The sequence below is a fragment of the Bartonella queenslandensis AUST/NH15 genome, from assembly GCF_000312585.1.
GTDB lineage: Bacteria > Pseudomonadota > Alphaproteobacteria > Rhizobiales > Rhizobiaceae > Bartonella > Bartonella queenslandensis_A.
This window is the reverse complement of sequence record NZ_HE997974.1, coordinates 2,140-4,282: the sequence shown is the minus strand read 5'-3', so window position 1 is coordinate 4,282 and position 2,143 is coordinate 2,140. Positions and strand designations below refer to the sequence as shown.

The 2,143-nt window shown below is 40.6% G+C and carries 2 protein-coding genes and 1 pseudogene; all 3 read left to right on the top strand.

Annotated features, from left to right (window positions below; all coding sequences use genetic code 11):
- The first annotated feature begins 83 nt into the window (after positions 1–83).
- Positions 84–560 carry a crossover junction endodeoxyribonuclease RuvC gene (locus tag BN338_RS00265; RefSeq protein WP_039757951.1) on the top strand — a complete coding sequence of 159 codons (477 nt, stop codon included), beginning with the start codon at positions 84–86 and terminating at the stop codon, positions 558–560.
- Positions 553–1,623: pseudogene (locus BN338_RS10775) on the top strand (YdaU family protein). The gene BN338_RS00265 and the pseudogene BN338_RS10775 overlap by 8 nt, the downstream one beginning before the upstream one ends.
- Complete coding sequence (locus tag BN338_RS11950; protein WP_083868399.1) at positions 1,607–1,993, top strand: hypothetical protein; 387 nt, start codon at positions 1,607–1,609, stop codon at positions 1,991–1,993. Before BN338_RS10775 ends, BN338_RS11950 begins: the two are co-directional and overlap by 17 nt.
- The last annotated feature ends 150 nt before the right edge of the window (positions 1,994–2,143 follow it).

Sequence of the window (2,143 nt, the reverse complement as noted above, 5' to 3'; positions counted from 1 at the left end):
CCTACAGCAGCATTCACTCTCTTAAAGAAGAAATTGAGTTAATAGATTACCATTACGGTATGCCATAAATAAGAGGGGGGCTTATGATCACTCATGCACAAACCATTCTTTGTCTTGATCTAGGCACCAAGACTGGATGGGCAATATGTGGTGCGGATGGGCATATCATCAGTGGTACTATGAATTTTCAACCCCGTCGTTTTGAAGGCGGTGGCATGCGGTTTTTACGTTTTAAGCAATGGCTTTCAGAAATAAAGCAGACAGCAGGGGACATTGATGCGGTGTATTTTGAAGAGGTCCGTCGGCATATAGGCACTGATGCTGCGCATATTTATGGGGGCTTTCTAGCAACTCTAACGGCGTGGTGTGAACACGAACAAATTCCTTATGAAGGTATACCCGTTTGCACAATAAAGAAAGCGACAACAGGCAAGGGGAATGCCTCAAAAGAAGAAATGATTACAGCAATGCGTGCAAAAGGGCACGCACCTAAAGACGATAATGAAGCAGACGCTTTATCAATTTTATATTTAATGAAAGAAGGGGGTATGTATGTCTAATGCAATGCCATGGGTAAGATTTTATTTGTATGACTGGATAAGTGGTACAAATGGAATGACATCTGAACAACGGGGGGTTTATATAACCCTTCTCGTTTGCATGTATGAAAAAAAAGAACCACTTAAAACAGATTTTCAAACGCTTGCACGCGTTTGTCATTGTTCGCAGAAAAAATTTGCAGCTATTGTCGAATATCTCATGAGGAATGATAAACTTGTTGAGACAGATAATGGTTTGTGGAATACGCGTGTTGAAGAAGAACTAAAAGATTTTGCTGATAAAAAAGACCACATATCGCAAGTTCGTAGTGAGGCTGGCAAAAAAGGTGCACAAGCAAAAAACACTTCAAAACAACAAGTTAATAATTTTGCTGAAGCAAATGACAAGCAAAATCAAGCTATAAAGAACCAGAATAAGAATATATATAAAAAAACTAATACTATCGTATTAGCAAAAAAAGAAATTGATGAGGATTTTGATCAAAACACTGATCAGGTTTTGGAACTTGTTTCAGAGCAAAGCGAAATATCATCAGAAAACACCCCACCCATTCACGAGCAAGAAAGCGTTCCGAAAAAAGCCACGCGGTCAAAAGCTAATCGCGGTGGTCGATTACCTGCGGACTTTGAACCCGATTACGATTTTGCCATTCGAGAGGGCTTGCCTCCAGAGCGTGTGAAAGTCGAGATCGCAAAGTTTAGAGATTACTGGAGCTCCAAATCAGGAGCAAACGCTACCAAACTGGATTGGTAAGCAACATGGCGTAATTGGGTACGAAACTCAAAAGATTTTAACAAACCTTCGAAAGGAGTAGATTATGGAAACTTTTCAAAAGATCAAAGAACTTGTGGTGGTACCGGAGAGACAATCCGTAATCTTATTAGTAACGCAGGATTTAGTGAATCCACTTCAAGACATTACAGATCAGATGGATCAATGGGTAACAAGAGATTATCCTTGGACCTTGATCAGTGGCGTGAAATTGACACCAGCACTAGAGGAACAAGCTTTCGGAGTCTATCAGACAGTCCAAAACCTACTTACCTTGAAAGCATCTGTTGAAGATATTGCAGAGGCTCTTGATGTGCTTGAAGGCGGTTTGACAGTGCAAAAAGTTTCGAATGCAGAGGCGCGTGCAAAGGCTTATATCACAGCTCTTAACGGCATTTCACTCTGGTCTTTATTGCAAGCAGTTAAAAATATTATACGGGGGGAAGCCAAAGGCATGTCCACAACTTTTGTTCCCTCTTGTGCTGATCTTGCGCAGTATTGTCGTGATTTAGAAAGCAGGCTTTATGGCACTGCTGAGAAGGTTTTTATCGCTGTTGAAAATACACGTAACCTAGCTTTAGGAGGCAAGTGCATCTCATTTATGCGAATAGGCAAGCCTAGTGAGGTCTATCATGACAGTAGCAGTTTCAAAGCAGCCTAAACACAGCAAAGTAGTGAAAAGTGCTGGTCGTTTTGCGATTAGATATGCGTTTAAATCGACAAAAAGGCACCGTACAAAGCGATTTAAAGATTTTATGATGAAAACCACATCTATAGTATAAAACGCTCTGTACGGTCAAATTTGAGGTAG